The sequence below is a fragment of the Bradyrhizobium sp. cir1 genome (genome assembly GCF_014198245.1).
Classification (GTDB): Bacteria; Pseudomonadota; Alphaproteobacteria; order Rhizobiales; family Xanthobacteraceae; genus Bradyrhizobium.
This window is the reverse complement of the sequence record NZ_JACIHE010000007.1, coordinates 114,013-132,119: the sequence shown is the minus strand read 5'-3', so window position 1 is coordinate 132,119 and position 18,107 is coordinate 114,013. Positions and strand designations below refer to the sequence as shown.

Genomic DNA, 18,107 nt, shown 5'->3' with positions numbered 1-18,107 from the left:
TCAGACCGGCCGGTTCTCGTTGCGGTTTTTCACGGGCTCCATCCTCTTTAGCCCGTCGTCGTACGAGATCTCCTCATAAGACAGGTCGAGATCCTTTGCGGCATCGAGGAGGTAATCAAGCTTGCCGCCCGGATCGAGCTTCTTGATTTCGTCCTTGTTGAGCCCGACCAGGTCCATCATCTCCTTCCAAACCGTGGATTCATCGCACGGTAGGACGTGGAAGCTAATATCACCGAACGTCACCCGGTACTTCGCCAGTAAATCAATGTTGTTGCAGAAAATGAAGTAGCTTCCGGTTGGGCTTAAGGCGCCGTCAAGGACGGTCGCGACGTCAGCAAGATAGGCGAAGGAATGTAGGTAGCCGGCCAGCACCGGAATAGTGCGTTCGTCGTCCTGCGCGATCGTCAACACCTGCTCAATCGAATAGTCTGGCGGCCGTTTCTCGTCCGCGACCTGAGTCTGGAATTTTAGTGCCACGTCGCCGCGAAAGCCGAACCGGCCCGGCTTGGTAGTCCCGCCTTTGAGTACGGCATTGAGCAAGCGCCCCTCCTTCTCAAGTCTGCCGAGTGCGGTGTTCTCGATTGCAGTCATTAAACTTTTCCTCGATCTAAGCTCTTCACCGACGCCTTGGCCGGTGCCAGATGCGATGCAAATTGCTTGCCGTCGCATGAGTAGGGGCCTTCGCGGTAGCTTAGAACGAAAACGCGTCAGTGTCTGCGACCGGATCAAGGAGCCTTGTCGGGAACGCGACAGCGGTTCCAAAGCCATCACGCGCGATCCGAAAACGGGAGCATCATCAAGCGTCTGCGCGCTGGCACGTGACTTGCCCTTAGCAGCTAGATCCAAGCTGATGAGGGAAAGCCGTGATCAACCTGACGGATAGCGCAGTGAATGCAATCAAGAGCGCGATTTCATCCTCGACGCACCCGACCGGCGGCCTGCGCATCATGATCGAAGCAGGCGGCTGCAATGGATTCAAGTATAAGATGGGTCTGGTCGAAGAACCGAAGCCTGGCGACACCGTGATCGAGTGCGACGGGCTGAAGGTGTTCGTCGATAACAAGAGCTGTGAGCATCTGATCGGCACGACCATCGATTTCGTGATGGCAATGGAGAGTTCTGGCTTTACTTTTCACAACCCGAACGCCACCGCGAACTGCTCATGCGGAAAATCGTTCAGTTGATGAAACAAATCGTCAAACTGCTGAGGAGGAGACATCGAAGCATGCCGCCCGAACCGGGACAACTGAGGCAATCGTCCACTGCGACAGACCGAGAGCGTCGTATTCGCGGCGCAGTCGAAGAGATCCGCCCCAATCTGCAACGCGACGGTGGCGACTGTCACCTGATCGGGATCGATGGCAGCAGGGTCGTGGTCAGGCTGACCGGTGCCTGCACGTTGTGTAAGCTTTCGAGCGTGACGCTGGAAAGCATTCAGGCGCGGCTGGTCGATAAACTCGGCGAATTAGTTCGCCTGATCCCCGTCGCTGCTGCAGGCCAGGCAGTGGATTGAGCGAAAATCGAGTGCCGATTTACCTCGATAACAATGCAACGACGCGGACCGACCCATCGGTCTTGCAAGCCATGTTGCCGTTCTTCACCGAGCAATTCGGCAATGCCTCGTCCACGCATGCCTTTGGCAGCGAGGTCGCAGTCGCTGTGAGGCAGGCTCGGCGTAGCTTGCGGGGCCTGCTAGGGAACGCATACGATCATGAAATCGTTTTCACCTCGGGAGGGACCGAGGCCAACAATGCCGCGGTCCTCTCTGCGCTTGCGACACAGGAAGACCGCGACGAGATCGTCACCACCTCAGTTGAGCACTCCGCCGTTCTTGCGCTAACCGAGCAACTGGCGACAAGAGGAGTCAAGACACACATCGTACCCGTAGATGCCCGCGGCCGGCTCGATATCGAGGCGTTTCGCGGCGCACTCGGGCCACGCACAGCGATTGCCTCGGTTATGTGGGCCAACAACGAGACCGGAACGATGTTTCCCGTGCGGTTTCTGGCCGGGTTGACCCGTGAGGCGGGCGCGCTGTTTCACACTGATGCGGTCCAGGCCATCGGTAAGGTGCGCGTGAACCTAAAGGACAGTGCCATCGACATGCTGTCGCTATCCGGGCACAAACTGCACGGCCCCAAGGGGATCGGCGCGCTATATTTGCGCACAGGGACAAAATTCCGGCCGATGATCTGCGGCGGATCACAGGAACGAGGGCGCCGCGGCGGGACTGAGAATATTCCCGGCATTGTCGGCCTGGGAAAGGCCGCCGAGCTTGCGGCGGAGCGGCTCGAACCGGAGCGCGTTCGCATTGGTGCGTTACGCGACCGCCTTGAGCAGGGAATTTTGCACAATGGCGAGTGCGTTGCGCTCGGCGATATCAGCAATCGATTAGGGAACACGGCCAATATTGCTTTCGATCGTCTCGAAGGCGAAGCCATCGCCCACCATCTCAATAGGGCGGGCATTGCCGTGTCGCTCGGATCAGCCTGCAACGCCGGCTCAATGCAGCCATCGCATGTTCTGCGTGCCATGCAGGTGCCGGCGTGGCGCATGCGTGGCGCGGTGCGCTTTTCTCTGTCGCGTGAGACCTCCGTCGCGGAGGTCGATGAGGTCGTGTGCGCAGTGTCCGACATCGTGGCTCGCTTGCGCGCCACCTCCCCCGTCGCAGTCAGGGAGTAGACTCGTGAAAATCATGATCCGCCGGTCTCCGGACGCGGGCCTGTCGATCTACGTGCCAAAAAAGGATCTCGAAGAGCCAATCGTTGAATCCGAGTACGAGACGCTATGGGGCGGCTGGATCAAAGCAGCTAATGGCTGGGTGCTCGATTTGCCTGAGATGCCGAGCGGCACACGGTTACCGATCACAATCAACGCTAAAAAACGGGGTGAGACCGGGGACGATCCGTGAAGGCGCCCCCACAGATCGGCTTTGTCGATGCTGCCGATGCAAAGGCGACGCTCGTGGACATCGCTGCCGGCCTGAGGGCCGCGAGCGTCATTCCCTATCTCGGTCCTGGCCTCGCCGAATTGTGCAGATCCGATATGCCGACCACGCCAGAGGCGTTGGCCAGCTTCTTCGGGAGCAAGGTTGCGCTGCCGCGGCGGGCTAGGGGCAATGCGTGGGCCGCGGCGCAGCATATCGAGATCAGCAAGCACCGGTCCGCCCTGACGGCATTGATGACGCAGGCCTTCGCTCGGCCAGTCGAGCCGACGCGGTTGCACCATCATCTTGCGTCCCTGTCCCTGCCCGTCATAGTAGACGCGTGGTATGATGCCGCCATGCGCGAGGCGCTGGGTAAGCGCGATGGATGGGGCGAAGTGCAGGGTATCACCCGCATCGTTGGCGAGGATCGCTGGTATCGCTTTTACGATTCACTTGGCCAAGAGGTCGACAGTGCCGTGGCCGGCAGCTGGGCGACGGTGTTGTACAAGCCGCACGGCAGCGTGCAGCCGGCCAACAACTTCCTTATCTCCGACGCTGACTATGTCGAGGCGTTGACCGAAATCGACATTCAGACACCAATTCCGGACATCATCAAGGAAAGGAGAACCGGACAGACCTTTCTCTTCATCGGCTGTCGCTTCAACGACCAGCTCTTGCGTGGCTATGCCAGGCAGATCATCAAGCGCTCGGCCGACACACACTATGCGATCGTTGATCCGGACGCGCTCTCGCGCAACGAGCTCCGCTTTCTACTCGAGCAGGGCCTCACACCGCTTGCGATTGGGCTCTCTTGCGCGGTTGAGATACTGATCACCCATTAGCGTCCTTGTGAAGCCCGATCCCCCAGCTCGTATCGACTTATTGGCGAGAGCCGCAACGCGAGAAGACCCGTTCAGATGGTGCCGGGTTCCGGCGAGCTTAGCGCGAGAATGAATGCGCAAGCCATCGAGCGCTGCGTGAGAATGACGACGTATCTGTCGCACTGACAACAAGAGCATCATTGCACGTTCTTACATGAGCCGGCGCCCCTCGTTTTCGCTAACTCGTTGGCGTATGGCTGCAATTTCATTGTCTCCGCCATGGCATGCAAGTTGCTACCCAGCTTCTTGAGGCTCGCTCACGGATAGTCCTGGGAGGCCGATGATGCCTGCAGGGAAAAATGAAAATGAACGCGGTCGTCGGACGCGCAAAATATGCCAAAGCTGCAGTGGATGGCGGCAAGATGAAGCCCGCCGCCGAGCATAAGGGCTGCCGCGCTTCGGCCAACACCGGGCAGGCGAGCTGCGGCTCGCAGGCGGGGCAAGGCGATCTGCCGATCGAAATCTGGGAAAAGGTCAAGAACCATCCCTGCTACAGCGAAGAAGCGCATCATCATTACGCCCGCATGCATGTCGCGGTCGCGCCTGCCTGCAACATCCAGTGCAATTACTGCAACCGAAAATACGACTGCGCCAATGAATCGCGTCCGGGTGTGGTGAGCGAGAAGCTCACGCCCGAGCAGGCGGTAAGAAAAGTGCTCGCGGTCGCGACCACCATTCCGCAGATGACGGTCCTTGGCATCGCTGGTCCCGGCGACCCCCTGGCCAATCCAGCAAAGACGTTCAAGACCTTCGAGCTGGTCGCCAAGGCGGCTCCGGATATCAAGCTTTGTTTGTCAACCAACGGACTGGCTCTGCCGGACCATATTGATACCATCGCCAGGTCCAAAGTTGACCACGTCACCATCACCATCAACATGGTCGATCCCGAAATCGGCGCCAAGATCTATCCGTGGATCTTCTTCAACCACAAGCGCTACACCGGCATGGACGCGGCAAGGATACTCACCGATCGCCAGCTGCAAGGCCTCGAGATGCTTAGCGAACGGGGTATCCTGTGCAAGGTCAACTCGGTGATGATCCCAAACATCAACGACCGTCACTTGGTCGAGGTCAACAAGGCGGTGAAGTCGCGCGGTGCCTTCCTTCACAATATCATGCCACTGATCTCCGCGCCCGAGCACGGCACGGTATTTGGCCTCAATGGTCAGCGCGGACCGACTGCGTGGGAATTGAAGGCGCTGCAAGATGCTTGCGAAGGGGAGATAAAAATGATGCGGCATTGCCGCCAGTGCCGCGCCGATGCGGTCGGTCTACTCGGGGAGGATCGCAGCGCAGAGTTCACCACCGATCAGGTCATGAAAATGGACGTCCAATATGACTTAGAGATGCGCAAGGGTTATCAGGACAGGGTAGAGCATGAGCGTGCCGCCAAAGTCGCGGCCGCCCAAAAGGAGCTTGCCGAATTTGCCGGAGAGATGAGCGCGATCACTCTTCTAGTGGCCGTCGCAACCAAGGGCTCGGGGTTGATCAACGAGCACTTTGGGCATGCAAAGGAATTCCAGGTTTACGAACTTTCTACATCCGGCGCCAAATTCGTCGGCCACCGCCGCGTGGACGTTTACTGCCAGGGCGGTTATGGCGAAGAGGACAGGCTTTCCGCCATCATGCGTGCCATCCATGACTGCCATGCGGTCTTCGTGTCCAAGATTGGCGGCTGCCCGAAAAGCAATCTGATCAAGGCGGGGATTGAGCCGATCGATCAATACGCCCATGAGTTCATTGAGAAGTCGGCGGTCGCCTGGTTCAAATCCTATCTGGACAAGGTGAAACGCGGGGAGATCCAGCACGTGCAACGCGGCGACGCCGCGATCCGGCAAGGATCTCGGATCTCTGCAGCGTAAAGGGGGAATATGTGCCATTCAAGATCATCGCCTCGCAGTGTACGAGCTGCTCAGCCTGCGAACCCTTATGCCCGAACGATGCCATCTCGGAGAAGGGGGGGAGCTTTGTCATTGAAGCGGCAAAATGTACTGAATGTATTGGCCATTTCGACGAGCCGCAATGTGTCGCCGCCTGTCCGGTCGACAATACCTGCGTGGTTGACACATCCTTGCCTCGCTACCAGGCGCCAGCCTAAAGCGTGAGGCCTATGAGTGGCATGCCAGGAGCTGGTTGTGAAAGCGTCATAAGCTACGTGCTGCACGTTCGCGGCGGCGCAGGCGCCGACGTTCGGTCCTTCATCACGGACGACGACTGCGCTGGATTGCCCTGCGTTCGTGCTGTAGCTGGTCGGCAGAACGGCCCTGGCGCGCATTTCATTCCGCGCGGTAATCCAAAGGCGCTTCGCGCTGCCGAGAGCGGCCTTCTCGGCAGCGCTGCCATCGTCGATGTGACTGACTATGCCGCGCGATGATGAAGTGATGCAGGATCTCGCCTGCGGTGGGCGAGGCGGCTCTCCGCATCTCCAAAGGAGCGATGCATGAGGAGCGATACATGAACAGTATCGTTCGCGACAGCGACGTCGTCGAGCTCAGCCAGCCGCCTGTCTTCAGCTTTGGCCAAAAAGTGCGAGCCAATCGCACCATCCGCAATGATGGCACCTATCGCGGCAAGGAGATTGGCGACGTTTTAGTCAAGAAGGGCGAGGTAGGTTACGTCGTATCGATCGGCACGTTCCTGCAGCAATTCTATATCTACGGCGTCGAGTATCTGGAAAGCGGCTACCGCGTTGGCATGAAGCGCAAGGAACTGGAGCCGGTGGACGCCTGCGAGGAGATCGATGATCTGCCATTGCCGGAGGAGTCATGACGCAGCCCGGCTTTCCGAAATATCGACGTGGCCAGCGGATCAAGACCGCAGTCGACCTCATCAACGACCACTCATTTCCCGATACGGAGCCCGAAGGAGTCTTGCTCGCCGCCGGAGCGACCGGTGAGATCATCAACGTCGCGATCCATACTGAAGCGAACGTGCCGATCTACATTGTCGATTTTGGTGAGCAGCTGCTCATCGGCTGTCTTGAAGAAGAAATCACAGTGCTTTGAATGGAGGCTTTCGCCATGAATGCTGCGCTGATGAGAAAGGTAAAGGCCGGGCTGGTGCCTCACCCCAACGAGCTCGATCGTAAACGGATCGAGCGCGGCTTGAGCTCGCGAAAGCGCTATCTCTACGTCTCGCCGAACGTGACGCCGGTGAGGGGCGGCTACCTCGTCGAGAGCCCCTGTTGCTCGCGCAACATCGACAAGAATGGCGCACCCATCGATGTCGCGCTGATTCTTTACGATGCCGTGAGCGGGATCTGGAAGCTGTTTCGCAAGAACCACGCGCGAGGAATCTGGGAATTTTACAGCCTTTACCATCGGTTGACTTCTGCAATCGAGGAATTGAATGCGGATCCGGAGCGCCTGTTTTGGCAATGATGCCCCCACTTTCACGAGTCAGAGGAGCCACGATGGCGCTCACCGCGGAGGAATTGATCGAAATCGAGCGGCTGCTTGCAGCCGATGGCCCCGAGATGGGTCCGTTTGTCGCGCTGCAGCGCTGCTTTCCGCAGCTTGCTTGGGTGCGCTGTGATGCGTCGGATGTGGCGGACCAGCCGTTCCGGCAGTTTCCGCGTTTCGACCTTCATCTGATCGATGCATCGGATCACTGCGTGCAGATTACGGCCGATCCGACGCGGGCGACCGGCATCGTATTGGCCAAAAGGAATGTTGGGCGGTGAGCACTGAACTGGCAGAGTATCGGCTTGATGGCGCGCACACTGTGGAGGAGAATGCATCATTCATTCCACTGTCCGATCCCGATATCACCTTTGCCGAGCTCTCTGCCGTGGAAACGCTGCTGTGTTCGCCGCAGATCTCCAACGGGCGGATTACTGAGGCGTTTGAGCACGCTTTCGCCGCCTATCTTGGTCGCAAATATGCTGTTGCGGTCTCGAGTGGTACCATAGGGCTCCTCCTTGCGCTGAGGGCGCTCGGCATTGGCCCCGGGCACGAGGTTATCGCCTCGCCCTACTCCTTTCGTGAGACCGCGCATGCCATCAGTCTCGCAGGCGCACGAGCGGTATTTGCAGATATCGACTATTGGTCGGGAGCATTAGTCCCAGCGAAGGCCGAAGAGCGCATCACGGCCAATACGCGGGCGATTGTCGCCGGCAATCCCAACGGTCATCCAGCGCCATGGTCGGAGCTGCGCGCCGTCGCGCAGCGCCATCAGCTGCTGCTTTTGGAGGATTCCACCGAGGCGATCGGATCGAGCTATAAGGGTGAGCTCGTCGGCCGGTTTGGCGACATCGCGGTGTTCGACTTTGCTCAGCCGGTGGCCCTAACCTGTGGTGAAGGCGCAATGGTGGTGACCGACGATATCGACATCGCGCTCGGCTTGCGTCGCCATCGCGCACATCGCCTGGACGAGCGCTCTTCCGTTGTTGTCGGTAGCACGGCGCCTTATCAGGCCGCCATGTGCGATCTCACGGCGACCTTGGGCCTAGCGCAGCTCAAGCGTCTCGATGAAATCCTGGAGCGGCGTCGGTTTATCGAGCAGCTTTATAACGCGCATATGCAATCGTTTGAGGGCATCAAGCCGCCTTATGTTGGCCCCGATGTGACCGAGGTGAACTGGTTGCTTTATCTCGTTCATCTGGGGACGCGCTTCACGCGATCGGGGCGCGACGCCATTATCGATGATCTGCGCGGCGCGCAGGTTGAATCCGCCGCCTATAGCCAACCGCTGCACTTGCAACGCCACTACTTTGACTTCGGCTATCGGCGTGGCGATTTCCTGGTTGCGGAAAAAATAGCAGATCGCGCTCTTGCGCTTCCCTTTCACACCCATCTCACGAACAAGCAGATCGAGTTTATCGTCGAGACCATGAAAGATGCTTCGATAAACGTGGGAGCGGGTGCCGCGATTTATTAAGATGATCGTCATCTACGTCACGGAAGAACGAGGGTTTAATTATGAGCGTGGTACTTCTCATCGCGAGAGATGAGCAAGTGGACCGAGGATACGTCGTTTGTGGCAGCGTTGTCGGATACATCGTGATCCACATGGCGGGAGCGCGCCGGATGCCGCTGGAGGCATGCACTCGTCTTAAGACCGCAAGAGAAATGCTCCAAGCGAGCGCGAAGAAGACCTGCTCGATAGCAGAGAAGACGGCGCGTCCAAGGCGCGGCTTGAGAGCCTACGCGCCAAGGTGCCCAAAAACCAAGCACATCAAAGTCGAGATGCTCGGTGTCCGCTCAGATCTTTAGAGTTACTAAAACAGGGGGTCGGTATGAACTCGCAAAAAGTCATCATCCACGTCCGCTTCGCTCCGAACGGAAGGGTGATCCAAATCAGCGAGCGTCCGGCGAAGCTCACGCCGAACCAGTGGTTTGACGTCCTCAACACCCGTGCCAGCTCGGCTTATCGGGCGCTCGCTCGTGGCCGTGGGATTTTTCAGCTGAGCCGGACTGCGATCGAAGCCTTCAAGCAGGAAACTGCGAGGCCGGGATGAGCGAACTACAATCGGCAACCTGATGAGCGGTCACATCGAGGTTTTTGTCGTCTGTCCGGCCGATGCCATCGAGCGGAGTGGGGCCATGAGCTTTAGCCTGTCGCGGATTGACGATAGGGGCGAGAGCCGGCCGTTTCCGATTATTGTGGTGCGCACCTTCGCCAATGACTATTTTGGTTACGTGAATCGTTGTCCGCATGAGAGCGTCTGGCTGAATATCGGCTCCGGTACGTTTTTCTCGGCGGACCGCTCCTTTCTTAGATGCGGCCGGCACGGTGCAAGATTCGAGATCGACACTGGGATGTGCATCGACGGCCCCTGCGATGGACAATCGCTCGAGCCGGTCGCGCTCGCCGTGATCGAAGGTGACGTCTGCCTGTGCGGCGTCAAGCTGCTCGAGGACGATCGGTTTGGCGACCCCTTCGGGGACAGCGACGAAACCATGGATGTCACGATCCATCCGGACTAACGGGCCTATCGCTTTATTGTGCTCAAGCTGCCTTAGGGCGCTTTTCCCTCGAAATGAGGCCATTGTACGCGTGAGCGTTGGTAGATGCGTGTCCCAGCTTTTGATGAGACAAAACGGGCACGTCGTCGGATTGCGGCCCTGCACTCCGCGACCTCCGCAGCACCAACAACTTACTCTCGCGCTGGCTCGCCAAATCGAGCCCGCAGCGGGACATGCCTCGTACCGCCGTGGATATGTTTGAGGGGAAATGCCCCCGGCGGCTGGAAGTTCGCCGAGGGCATCGTCTGGGCGTGGAGAATGGCGGGACCCAGACTGACAGGATCGTTTGGGGATGAGGAATGACGATCCTGTGTCAGAAGGCCGGCCGGTGCAGCTGGCGTTATTGCCGGCGCTGCAACTGCCATGCCAAACCTCGGCTTGTGCGACGCTCTTAGCGAATGGCGCCACCATCGTCAGTAAGGGCCGGTTAGAGCAAATGCATTCATGGGAACGTACTCGTTGTTCCGCATTTCCGGCTGCAAGCGCGCGTCTTGACGCGCATCGTTTGAAGCGTGATCCCAATCTGGGACCGCTGTGTTGCGTTTTAGCGTCGCTGCCGATGGGGATGCGACCAGCTTGGTCTGCAGCCTCAAAGGTGGCTCGGCGTTCATCCCTGCCTCGTTGGGCTCTCGCGACAGGCGCTATCTGTTGAGCAAACGATGGATGGGCAGCGGCGGAGCGCAGCGTCCAGCTTCAGGGCGAAAAAGATGCTGTAGGCTCGCGCCGGTCAATGCGGCCAGCCGATCACCCATGGCAGGACACGGCGCTCGATCCGCCGCGCGATCTTCGAGCTCCTCGCTAGGCGGCTCGAGGGTCATGAAGATCGCTGCTCATTCCAAGATACGATAGCGCAAGAGCTGGGCCAAATAACCGAGCATCTCGGTTGTTCTGCGTACGAACTGCAGAAGGTTGAACGGGAGGTCAAACGCTATGCGAGGTTTGTCGTGTCCGAAACAGAGGCGAACGACATTGTCGTAACCTTCGCAACAATTGTGAGTCGCGCAAAGCAAGGGATCGTTGCGGAAGCGAACGTTACGCATCTGGTGTGCAACTTGCTTTGGAGAAGTTGGATGGTGAGCAAGCGGGAGCAGAAAGATCGTGATGAGGGCAGAAGAGGTTGGAGTTGATCAAGGAGGCTGCTCTGGACGCGAAGATATCTATCGCTGATCTTCGGCGACGACCATCACTATGGCGCCCGCTCATTTTGCCTGCTTTGGCGAGCGCGTGTGGGAATCATTAGCATTAGTTGGTCGATGCGGCGTTTAATCGTAAGAGATTGTTGGGGCGATGTGCTCGCATCTTGTCTCTTCTCAGATGAAGCCCATTGATCACAGGATAGGCGCATGAACTCAGAAACCGAATTCGAGCTTCCTCAACTTTATAGACATCATGTCTTTGCCTGCAACACGCAGCGTCCGCCAACGCATCCGCACGGCAGCTGTGGCGCCTCCGGCGCACAAGCCCTATGGGATCGAATGGCCAAGGCGATCGAAGCGCAAGGCCTCAACGATATTGGCTTCACGATGGCAGGCTGCCTTGGCTTTTGTAACTCTGGTCCCTTGATGGTCGTCTATCCCGATGGAGTGTGGTATCGCGCGTCAACGCCTGAGGATGTCGACGAAATCGTAAACTCCCACCTCGCGCAAGGCAAACGTGTCGACCGCCTTGTGATGGTGTTAAAGCGAACCTAGAGGGCTCGATTAGCGGCCACTTGCCAAGGCTAGCAAGCATCGACGGCTTGTGCGGCGATGAGCTGGCCGCTCGGAGGTCAGATCGTCTGAGATTGAGCGTAGCCATCACGCCCCGGATTTGAGAACAGAAAGTCATTGACGTTTTCGCGGCGTGCCGCCTTTCTTCTCCGGCCCAATCGGCAAATGGCGGCCTTTGCAACTCGCGTGTTGGGTCGATCTGGTTGTGTACCGTCACCGCTTGCCGCGCGACCCGGAGTTCACAGCGAGAGCGGTGCTGGGCTCCCCGCGTCTCGCGAGATGACGCGTACTTGACGCGTCATCTCGCTCTGTTTGCACTGCGGTGAGGTTAGGGACGCGCTCGATGAGCTCGCCGCGTCCGGTTTGATCAAACGGATCCCCTTTCTGATCCTGTTCTAGCGTCAGAACTTGTAAGTGACGCCGCCGCTGACGAGCCATGGGTCGATGTTGGCGCGACCGGTGACGGCAATCGCATTGTTTACGGTCGCGGAGTACTCCGGCCGCAGCCATAGCTTCTTCACGTCAAAGTTGAGGCCCCAGTGCCGATCAAGCATGTAATCGAAGCCGAATTGGACCGCCGCGCCGAATTGGTTGCTGATGCGCAAATCGGTAACTGCAAGACCGGCGAGCGACGTATTGGCTGCCGATTGGTTGAAGAATGCGGTGTAGTTGATGCCCGCGCCGATATAGGGCTTGAGCGCGCCGAAATCGGTGAAGTGATATTGCAGGGTCAGTGTTGGCGGCAGCAGCCAGGCTTTGCCGATATCGAGGCCAGTGAGCGCGCCATTGCCGCTGATGTGATGGCTAGTTACGCCGAGAATGAGTTCGGCGGCAACGTTTCTCGTGAAGAAATAGGTGATGTCGAGCTCGGGTATGACTTGATCGCTGATCGAAAGCCAAGAACTTGGTGAGGACAGCGAGGGCACCCCGGCGACGCTGACTGAGCTGCCTTCGGTGTCCGGCAAAACGCCAAGCACGCGCAGGCGGATCATCCATGGATTGAAGGGTTCGATCGGGGGCGCTTTATAGTAGATCGGCGCCCGACCCAGATCTGCAGCCTGTACCGGGATGCCGACCAACGAGGTTGCTAGCGCGAGGAGTGACGCCCTCGTCAGAACTGTCCTTGTTCTCATCGAATTCTCCATTCCAAAATCCGCGCGAAGAGCCGCGCGATATCTCTGTCACACACTGGGAAGGGCGGAGGATTTGATGCCGATCAAAATGGAAGCGAGCAGAGCGCAATTATGCCGCTAAGTTGCATAAGGATCACTGCCGCGCAGGGTGGAGATCTGTTCTGATCCTTATTCAATTCAAGAGAGGCGGGTCTGTTCAAGAAGCCGCATCTCGGATTGTTGCTCTGATCCAATCCAGGCCGCGGACATCATGCGCGACAAAGGCGGCACCTTCGCCGCCTCTCACAAGAGCGAGAAGCGCGGCAATCGAGCGCAATATAGACGATGCCCCTTACGGGCAGCCACTCGCGTGGGCCGTCTCAGCGAAGGTCCCGTCGCTTATTGCCCGTAAAGGAAGCCGGAAGTGGGAAACGTCATCCTTCCTTGTTTGATGGACTGGGGGCCGCTCCTTCGTTTCCTCAGGCCTGCGCACAACGCGTGGGGTTTGCTTCGTGCAAACACCCCTCGAGATCATCTTGCGTCTTGCGGCCAAGCAGCGACAGCACGGGCTCATGATCGAGCCCGGCACATCGTGCCCCGTCTACGTCGATCAGCGGTCGTCGTATCAGGAGCGGTTCGCCCACCATCAATGCGAGTGCGCTTGCCGCGTCGATAGTATCGGGATTGATTTCGCCTGACTTGATACGAGCCGCAGCTCGGTTGAACCAGGAGCCGACGGGCATATTGCCGAAGAAGCTACGTAATTCCTCCGCATCCCATGGCTCGTTCAAGATGTGTTGGGCGATCACGTCGTGGCCGGCGGACTTCCGCGCTTGAATCTGACGCGCGTTAGTGGCGCAGCCGGGTTTCTGATAGAAGATGATTGTCGCCACGATATACCTCTGTAGGCGCGCTGAGCTGAACGATTGGCACGGCGCGGCTGCTTCGGCGGCCTGTTCAATTTCTTGCCGATCATCTCCAAAGTCAGCGCACGAAGCGCCGTACCATGTATGCAACCTCGCCGCTGGTGCACCAGGTTTCGGGCCCGACCGGCATATTCACTGTTGTCGAATCGGAGCAAGTTCCGTTCCACACCTGAAGGCATCAGACAGGTCACGCCAAATCGGCTTTTCGCGTTGATGGTTGTGGTCGTTGTTAGTTTTCTGACAGCCGCGCAGATCCTGTTAGATCCAAAACAGGCAGGACCTTGCTCATCAGCCAGTTGGTTTTCAGAAACGTAATCAGAGGCTTAAGGAGCGCAGTCAAGCGTTGGCACGGCGGTTGCTACTGAGCGGCAGCAACACTGAGTGAGGGCTGAGTGCACGCCGACGCGTAAGACGAGCGATGCGCTCCTTCCCTTGAACCCGTGTGCCCCCGTTTCTGAGAGAGAAACAAGCTCGCGCGCAAGAAGCGCAACTTTTGGCAAATCGGTTGATGGAGAACAACATGTCTTCACTGAGACAAATCGCGTTCTACGGGAAGGGCGGCATCGGCAAGTCGACCACTTCGCAGAACACGCTGGCGGCGCTGGCCGAGATGGGTCAAAAAATCCTGATTGTAGGGTGCGACCCGAAAGCGGACTCGACCCGCCTGATTCTGCACGCTAAGGCGCAAGACACGATTTTGAGCCTTGCAGCGAGCGCCGGCAGCGTGGAGGACCTCGAGCTCGAGGACGTGATGAAGGTCGGCTACAAGGATATTCGCTGCGTGGAGTCCGGTGGTCCTGAGCCGGGTGTCGGCTGCGCCGGCCGCGGCGTCATTACCTCGATCAATTTCCTGGAGGAGAACGGCGCCTACGAAAACATTGACTATGTCTCATACGACGTGCTCGGCGACGTCGTTTGCGGTGGCTTTGCGATGCCGATCCGCGAGAACAAGGCGCAGGAAATCTATATCGTGATGTCCGGTGAAATGATGGCGATGTATGCCGCGAACAACATTTCCAAGGGGATCCTGAAATACGCCAACTCTGGCGGCGTGCGGCTGGGCGGTCTGATCTGCAATGAGCGGCAGACCGACAAGGAGCTGGAACTGGCGGAAGCGTTGGCCAAGAAGCTCGGCACTCAGCTGATCTACTTCGTGCCGCGCGACAACGTGGTGCAGCATGCCGAGTTACGGCGCATGACGGTGCTCGAATATGCACCCGATTCCAAGCAGGCCGATCACTATCGCAATCTTGCGACCAAGGTTCACAAAAATGGCGGCAAAGGCATCATCCCGACTCCAATCTCCATGGACGAGCTCGAGGACATGCTGATGGAGCATGGCATTATGAAGCCCGTGGACGAATCCATCGTCGGCAAGACCGCCGCCGAACTCGCGGCCTCGTAAAGGTCGCGAGGCGCGGCCTTGTGAAAGGCGCGACGAATGCCGGTCTCCCTCACCGCCCATCCCGGGAGGCCGGCATTCTGACGATCGAGCCTGATCAAAACCAGGATGCGGCAGCGCAAGCCAGACCATTGTGGAAACTCGCAAAATTATATCCGAAGCGCACTTCCTTCCGCTGATGGCTGATTGTGCCGTTGATGCCAACAGTCAGATGCACAGGGGAATTGCAACCTACCGCCTACTCACCGGTGGGCCTCCTGCAGATGCCGATATTGCCATTGACAGCAATTTCGATCGCCATGTCCTGGCGTCTATCTTGGCGGCTGCCACAATGGATGGTGGCTCCCTTCCCGAGAAGGCCGGCCTGTCCGGCCTTGAACTGGCGGCCTTGCTGGAGCAGTACTTTCCCTCGCTTGAGATCAAGCTGGCGGAGCAGCTCTCGGTTTTTAAGTGCGAAGGGGACGAAGAGATCGCAATGCTGCGCGATCTCTTGCTCAAGCAACGCTCGACGGAACGGGATATCGGCCACTGGCTGGCTGCGATGATAGCGCGGCGCGCCATTGAGCCAGGCCATCTGTGGGAAGCTCTCGGCTTGCGCAATCGCGGCGAACTCTCCCGGCTGCTGAGTCGCCATTTCGCGCCGCTCGCCGCGCGCAATGTCAACAATATGCGCTGGAAGCGCTTCTTCTACCGCATGCTTTGTGAGAATGAAGGCCTCGTGATGTGCACGACACCCGTGTGCAACCAATGTGACGACTTCAACATCTGCTTCGACGAAGAAAGCGGTGAGAGCCGGATGGCCGAGCGCCGGCGCGATTTTCTGTTGCAGTCGGCTCGGCCGGTCGTTGCCGGCGACTGGCCATCTGAACTGCCACAAGGGTCCGCGATCGCACCATCATCGGGGAAAGCCTCGCAGGATTCGGTAAGCCGCGCGGAAGGTTGAGGGCGCGGCTGACGCCGTTTCGAGCGAGTGACCATGTGTCCAAGGCGGCGGCGGGCTTAAGTGCTCCGCAACAATTCTTACATCCTGGCCCGCCGCAACTGCATTAAAGTTCGAACTCGGCGGGGCAGTAGGCAAGGCGTCCGCTTCATAGGCCTGTCGCATTTACGACAATCCATTTGCTGAAGCTTAGGTAGGTCAAACAATGAGGAGCTCTCGCGTGATTGCCGCTAGCACCGCCGCAAAATCGTCTTGGTCCGACCAGGTGCGCGCCAAGCCCACCGTGCTCAACGACACGACATTACGCGACGGCGAGCAGGCACCTGGCGTTGCGTTCACCACAGAGGAAAAGCTAGCGATCGCGCAGGCGCTGGCGCGGGCCGGAGTCACGGAGATCGAGGCCGGAACGCCGGCGATGGGCAACGAGGAGATCGCCGCCATTCGCGCCATTGTCGAAGCAGATCTTCCGCTGACCACCATAGGCTGGTGCCGGATGCGGGAATCGGATGTCGACGCGGCGATCGAAGCAAAGGTGTCCATGATCAATATGTCGATCCCGACCTCCGATGTCCAGATCGCGGCCAAGCTAGGTGGTCATCGCGACCTGGCGCTGGAACGGGTGAAGCGATTGGTAGGCTATGCCTGTGCGCGCGGACTTGAGGTCGCCGTCGGTGGTGAGGACTCCTCCCGCGCCGACATCGATTTTCTCATCAAACTGATGGCAACTGCAAAAGCCGCGGGCGCGCGTCGCTTTCGTATTGCAGATACGCTCAGTGTGCTCGATCCCGACGCAACCTACGTGCTGGTCAGGAATTTGCGTGCGACCACCGATCTCGAACTCGAATTTCACGGTCACGATGATCTCGGACTCGCAACCGCCAACACGCTCTCCGCTATCAAGGCCGGCGTGAGCCACGCCTCAGTGACCGTCATCGGATTGGGCGAGCGGGCCGGAAATGCCCCGCTCGAGGAAATCGCGGTCGCACTCAAGCAGCTCTACGGGCGCGAGACAGGCATCATACTCCCGGAGCTCGAGAACGTCGCCGCGGTGGTAGCAGCCGCGGCCGCACGTGCGATTCCTGTGAACAAGGCCATCGTCGGAGAGCATGTATTTACGCACGAATCCGGCATTCATGTCGACGGCCTTTTGAAGGATCAACGCACCTATCAATCGCTTGATCCCGTTTTGTTTGGCCGCTGCAACCGCTTTGTGATCGGCAAGCATTCCGGACTTGGGGCGATCACCGCGTTACTCGATGAACTGCAGCTCGTCGCCAGCGCCGATGAAGCCAGACAGATTCTGTCGCAAGTCCGCAAATACGCCATTGAGCACAAGCGGCCGGTCGAGCGCGAAACCGTGGCGGCGATCTGGCGCGACGTGTGCGGATGCCTGGCAACCCACCCCGCGTGAAAAGCCGTGTCCAGCAGCGTTTGCGTAAACAGACGCGCCGCAAGGATGGCGTCGATATCGCTGATGGGCCCGGACGGCGTCCAGCTTTCGCACGTCAGGTCCCCTGGCGCGATCTCACCTCCAGATCTTACTTCCCGTTCCGCCATACATGCTGTGATCTCCTACCCAATGGCGAGCCGCCCCGCACTGCCAATCGGCGTCTTCTCGCGCTGAGTTCCGGTCCGGCGACCGTCCTGACTAGCGTCAGCCTCGATCGTGGTCTGGCCATTGATCCCGCCAGCAGTCAACAGGCGCACCCCATCTCATTTACCGTCCAGAGCTAATCCGAAGGAGAATTTTCCATGATCAATTCATCCCCGGCAGCCGGTATCCTCGATCGGCTCAGCAAGGCCTCATCGGCGGAGGATTTTTTTTCGCTACTTGGCGTCGATTACGACCCTAAAATCGTGAATGTCGCGCGCCTTCACATCTTAAAGCGCATGGGACAATACTTTGCAAAAGAGCAATTTGCAGGTGCCGCAGAGCCGGAAATCAGAGCTCGGTGCAAGGCGATGCTGGAGCGGGCCTATGCCGATTTCGTGGCATCGTCACCGATCGACCAGCGAGTGTTCAAGGTTTTGAAGGAGGCGGCCGCAGACCCTAAGAAGGCGGCGGCCTTTGTCCCATTGAGCGAGCTGAAGTGATCTAGCGTTCCACTGCAAGGTGTGCCCGACGGGCACCGTGGCAACCCGATGTGCGGCCTTTCGTCCTTATCCGGGTCAACTCTCTGCAGCTATCACCCGAGCGGCGGCTGTCGTATTCCCGACCCATGTCTGGACTGGTCGTGTCCACGGT

General features: G+C 58.6%; 22 protein-coding genes. 19 read left to right on the top strand and 3 right to left on the bottom strand.

Annotation, left to right across the window (positions count from 1 at the left end; all coding sequences use genetic code 11):
* Positions 1-591, bottom strand: coding sequence for a hypothetical protein (locus GGD63_RS16920; protein ID WP_183243899.1), 591 nt, complete (start codon positions 589-591; stop codon positions 1-3).
* Between the two features lie 272 nt (positions 592-863).
* Between GGD63_RS16920 and GGD63_RS16915 the strand changes: the two genes are divergently transcribed.
* The 15 genes from GGD63_RS16915 to GGD63_RS16845 all read left to right on the top strand — a co-directional run bounded on the left by GGD63_RS16915 (position 864) and on the right by GGD63_RS16845 (position 11,464).
* Complete coding sequence (locus GGD63_RS16915; RefSeq protein WP_183243897.1) at positions 864-1,184, top strand: iron-sulfur cluster assembly accessory protein; 321 nt, start codon at positions 864-866, stop codon at positions 1,182-1,184.
* A 41-nt stretch (positions 1,185-1,225) separates the two neighbouring features.
* On the top strand, positions 1,226-1,513 hold the full coding sequence (locus tag GGD63_RS16910) for a NifU family protein (protein ID WP_183244218.1): 288 nt from the start codon (positions 1,226-1,228) through the stop codon (positions 1,511-1,513).
* Complete coding sequence (nifS, locus tag GGD63_RS16905; protein ID WP_183243895.1) at positions 1,510-2,682, top strand: cysteine desulfurase NifS; 1,173 nt, start codon at positions 1,510-1,512, stop codon at positions 2,680-2,682. Before GGD63_RS16910 ends, nifS begins: the two co-directional genes overlap by 4 nt.
* Positions 2,683-2,686: 4 nt before the next feature.
* Positions 2,687-2,911, top strand: coding sequence for a putative nitrogen fixation protein NifT (nifT, locus tag GGD63_RS16900; RefSeq protein WP_183243893.1), 225 nt, complete (start codon positions 2,687-2,689; stop codon positions 2,909-2,911).
* Complete coding sequence (locus GGD63_RS16895) at positions 2,908-3,768, top strand: SIR2 family protein (protein WP_183243891.1); 861 nt, start codon at positions 2,908-2,910, stop codon at positions 3,766-3,768. Before nifT ends, GGD63_RS16895 begins: the two co-directional genes overlap by 4 nt.
* A gap of 344 nt (positions 3,769-4,112) precedes the next feature.
* Positions 4,113-5,669: a nitrogenase cofactor biosynthesis protein NifB gene (nifB, locus tag GGD63_RS16890; protein WP_183243889.1), complete on the top strand. Its 1,557-nt coding sequence runs from the start codon at positions 4,113-4,115 to the stop codon at positions 5,667-5,669.
* An 11-nt stretch (positions 5,670-5,680) separates the two neighbouring features.
* Entirely contained in the window at positions 5,681-5,905 is a 225-nt protein-coding gene (locus tag GGD63_RS16885; RefSeq protein WP_183243887.1) for a 4Fe-4S binding protein, read from the top strand.
* A gap of 356 nt (positions 5,906-6,261) precedes the next feature.
* A complete protein-coding gene (locus tag GGD63_RS16880; RefSeq protein ID WP_183243885.1) occupies positions 6,262-6,576 on the top strand; it encodes a nitrogen fixation protein NifZ in 315 nt (104 codons plus the stop codon).
* The gene (locus tag GGD63_RS16875; protein WP_126261658.1) at positions 6,573-6,812 is read left to right on the top strand and encodes a nitrogen fixation protein NifZ; all 240 of its coding nucleotides are present in this window, start codon (positions 6,573-6,575) and stop codon (positions 6,810-6,812) included. The genes GGD63_RS16880 and GGD63_RS16875 overlap by 4 nt, the downstream gene beginning before the upstream one ends.
* A 15-nt stretch (positions 6,813-6,827) precedes the next feature.
* Positions 6,828-7,187, top strand: coding sequence for a DUF3024 domain-containing protein (locus GGD63_RS16870; protein WP_183243883.1), 360 nt, complete (start codon positions 6,828-6,830; stop codon positions 7,185-7,187).
* A 32-nt stretch (positions 7,188-7,219) separates the two neighbouring features.
* A complete protein-coding gene (locus tag GGD63_RS16865; protein WP_183243881.1) occupies positions 7,220-7,489 on the top strand; it encodes a hypothetical protein in 270 nt (89 codons plus the stop codon).
* Positions 7,490-7,530: 41 nt separating this feature from the next.
* Positions 7,531-8,685: a DegT/DnrJ/EryC1/StrS aminotransferase family protein gene (locus GGD63_RS16860; RefSeq protein ID WP_183244216.1), complete on the top strand. Its 1,155-nt coding sequence runs from the start codon at positions 7,531-7,533 to the stop codon at positions 8,683-8,685.
* Positions 8,686-9,043: 358 nt separating this feature from the next.
* On the top strand, positions 9,044-9,265 hold the full coding sequence (locus tag GGD63_RS16855) for a hypothetical protein (protein WP_183243879.1): 222 nt from the start codon (positions 9,044-9,046) through the stop codon (positions 9,263-9,265).
* Between the two features lie 22 nt (positions 9,266-9,287).
* Positions 9,288-9,734, top strand: a complete 447-nt coding sequence (locus GGD63_RS16850) for a Rieske 2Fe-2S domain-containing protein (RefSeq protein ID WP_183243877.1) — start codon at positions 9,288-9,290, stop codon at positions 9,732-9,734.
* Between the two features lie 1,382 nt (positions 9,735-11,116).
* Entirely contained in the window at positions 11,117-11,464 is a 348-nt protein-coding gene (locus GGD63_RS16845) for a ferredoxin (protein WP_126261662.1), read from the top strand.
* A 419-nt stretch (positions 11,465-11,883) separates the two neighbouring features.
* Here the strand turns inward: GGD63_RS16845 and GGD63_RS16840 are convergent, their stop codons facing one another.
* Both GGD63_RS16840 and GGD63_RS16835 read right to left on the bottom strand, forming a co-directional pair.
* Entirely contained in the window at positions 11,884-12,627 is a 744-nt protein-coding gene (locus tag GGD63_RS16840; RefSeq protein WP_183243875.1) for an OmpW family protein, read from the bottom strand.
* Between the two features lie 446 nt (positions 12,628-13,073).
* On the bottom strand, positions 13,074-13,487 hold the full coding sequence (locus GGD63_RS16835; RefSeq protein WP_183243873.1) for an ArsC/Spx/MgsR family protein: 414 nt from the start codon (positions 13,485-13,487) through the stop codon (positions 13,074-13,076).
* Between the two features lie 553 nt (positions 13,488-14,040).
* On the opposite strand from GGD63_RS16835, the gene nifH reads away from it, so the two are divergent.
* From nifH to nifW, 4 genes are all read left to right on the top strand, one after another.
* On the top strand, positions 14,041-14,925 hold the full coding sequence (nifH, locus tag GGD63_RS16830; RefSeq protein ID WP_092218329.1) for a nitrogenase iron protein: 885 nt from the start codon (positions 14,041-14,043) through the stop codon (positions 14,923-14,925).
* A 175-nt stretch (positions 14,926-15,100) separates the two neighbouring features.
* Complete coding sequence (locus GGD63_RS16825; RefSeq protein WP_210315851.1) at positions 15,101-15,865, top strand: nitrogen fixation protein NifQ; 765 nt, start codon at positions 15,101-15,103, stop codon at positions 15,863-15,865.
* A 217-nt stretch (positions 15,866-16,082) separates the two neighbouring features.
* Positions 16,083-17,273, top strand: coding sequence for a homocitrate synthase (nifV, locus tag GGD63_RS16820; protein WP_409334072.1), 1,191 nt, complete (start codon positions 16,083-16,085; stop codon positions 17,271-17,273).
* A gap of 341 nt (positions 17,274-17,614) precedes the next feature.
* Complete coding sequence (gene nifW, locus GGD63_RS16815; RefSeq protein WP_126261666.1) at positions 17,615-17,956, top strand: nitrogenase stabilizing/protective protein NifW; 342 nt, start codon at positions 17,615-17,617, stop codon at positions 17,954-17,956.
* Positions 17,957-18,107 lie beyond the last annotated feature (151 nt).

Coding starts and splice junctions, on each gene's coding strand:
- nifB (WP_183243889.1), top strand. CDS start 4,113: ATGAACGCGGTCGTCGGACGCGCAAAATATGCCAAAGCTGCAGTGGAT.
- nifW (WP_126261666.1), top strand. CDS start 17,615: ATGATCAATTCATCCCCGGCAGCCGGTATCCTCGATCGGCTCAGCAAG.
- GGD63_RS16865 (WP_183243881.1), top strand. CDS start 7,220: ATGGCGCTCACCGCGGAGGAATTGATCGAAATCGAGCGGCTGCTTGCA.
- GGD63_RS16850 (WP_183243877.1), top strand. CDS start 9,288: ATGAGCGGTCACATCGAGGTTTTTGTCGTCTGTCCGGCCGATGCCATC.
- GGD63_RS16875 (WP_126261658.1), top strand. CDS start 6,573: ATGACGCAGCCCGGCTTTCCGAAATATCGACGTGGCCAGCGGATCAAG.
- GGD63_RS16920 (WP_183243899.1), bottom strand. CDS start 591: ATGACTGCAATCGAGAACACCGCACTCGGCAGACTTGAGAAGGAGGGG.
- GGD63_RS16840 (WP_183243875.1), bottom strand. CDS start 12,627: ATGGAGAATTCGATGAGAACAAGGACAGTTCTGACGAGGGCGTCACTC.
- GGD63_RS16825 (WP_210315851.1), top strand. CDS start 15,101: ATGGCTGATTGTGCCGTTGATGCCAACAGTCAGATGCACAGGGGAATT.
- GGD63_RS16870 (WP_183243883.1), top strand. CDS start 6,828: ATGAATGCTGCGCTGATGAGAAAGGTAAAGGCCGGGCTGGTGCCTCAC.
- GGD63_RS16910 (WP_183244218.1), top strand. CDS start 1,226: ATGCCGCCCGAACCGGGACAACTGAGGCAATCGTCCACTGCGACAGAC.
- GGD63_RS16880 (WP_183243885.1), top strand. CDS start 6,262: ATGAACAGTATCGTTCGCGACAGCGACGTCGTCGAGCTCAGCCAGCCG.
- nifH (WP_092218329.1), top strand. CDS start 14,041: ATGTCTTCACTGAGACAAATCGCGTTCTACGGGAAGGGCGGCATCGGC.
- GGD63_RS16855 (WP_183243879.1), top strand. CDS start 9,044: ATGAACTCGCAAAAAGTCATCATCCACGTCCGCTTCGCTCCGAACGGA.
- GGD63_RS16845 (WP_126261662.1), top strand. CDS start 11,117: ATGAACTCAGAAACCGAATTCGAGCTTCCTCAACTTTATAGACATCAT.